Origin of the sequence: Pseudoalteromonas phenolica (assembly GCF_005876835.1) — a bacterium.
Classification (GTDB): domain Bacteria; phylum Pseudomonadota; class Gammaproteobacteria; order Enterobacterales; family Alteromonadaceae; genus Pseudoalteromonas; species Pseudoalteromonas phenolica_B.
In genome coordinates this window covers 1-737 of record NZ_PPSW01000088.1, presented here as the reverse complement: position 1 = coordinate 737, position 737 = coordinate 1, and the positions used below count along the sequence as shown (strand labels likewise).

The 737-nt window shown below is 47.4% G+C and carries 5 tRNA genes; all 5 read left to right on the top strand.

The annotated features are described in order from the left end of the window. Positions 1-41: 41 nt before the first annotated feature. The 5 genes from C1E24_RS20825 to C1E24_RS20805 all read left to right on the top strand — a co-directional run bounded on the left by C1E24_RS20825 (position 42) and on the right by C1E24_RS20805 (position 682). A tRNA-Gly gene (locus C1E24_RS20825) sits at positions 42-117 on the top strand. A gap of 31 nt (positions 118-148) precedes the next feature. Then, positions 149-224: transfer RNA gene (locus C1E24_RS20820), tRNA-Gly, on the top strand. A gap of 110 nt (positions 225-334) precedes the next feature. Next, positions 335-410 (top strand) — tRNA-Gly (locus C1E24_RS20815). Positions 411-514: 104 nt separating this feature from the next. After that, positions 515-590: transfer RNA gene (locus tag C1E24_RS20810), tRNA-Gly, on the top strand. An 18-nt stretch (positions 591-608) separates the two neighbouring features. After that, positions 609-682 (top strand) — tRNA-Cys (locus C1E24_RS20805). Positions 683-737: the final 55 nt, after the last annotated feature.

The window sequence follows — 737 nt, the reverse complement described above, 5'->3', positions numbered from 1 at the left end:
AGTCCGGCCCCGGGCACCATTGATTTTAGAATCAATTTGATGCGAGTATAGCTCAGCTGGTAGAGCGCGACCTTGCCAAGGTCGAGGTCACGAGTTCGAACCTCGTTACTCGCTCCAAATTGGTTTTAATGTTAAAGATTTATGGAACGCGAGTATAGCTCAGCTGGTAGAGCGCGACCTTGCCAAGGTCGAGGTCACGAGTTCGAACCTCGTTACTCGCTCCAGCTTATCTTTAACTTAAAAATGTTAAACGGAATGTGACTATAGCTCAGCTGATAAAGGTAAAGAAGCGATCTTGCTTCTACTTCAGTTGAATTAAAAAGCATCATGGAACGCGAGTATAGCTCAGCTGGTAGAGCGCGACCTTGCCAAGGTCGAGGTCACGAGTTCGAACCTCGTTACTCGCTCCAACTTAACATTTACTCTAAATAATTGAATGCAAGTATAGCTTAGCTGATAAAAGTAAAGACGCGACCTCGTCTTATCTCAGTTGAAATAAAAAGCATTATGTGACGCGAGTATAGCTCAGCTGGTAGAGCGCGACCTTGCCAAGGTCGAGGTCACGAGTTCGAACCTCGTTACTCGCTCCAATTTATTTGGAATATTTAGGCGGAATGGCAGAGTGGCCATGCAGCGGATTGCAAATCCGTCTACCTCGGTTCGACTCCGGGTTCCGCCTCCATTATCGAAAGATAACTCTCCACATGCGAAAGCAGCCCGATGCCCGGGTGGTGGAA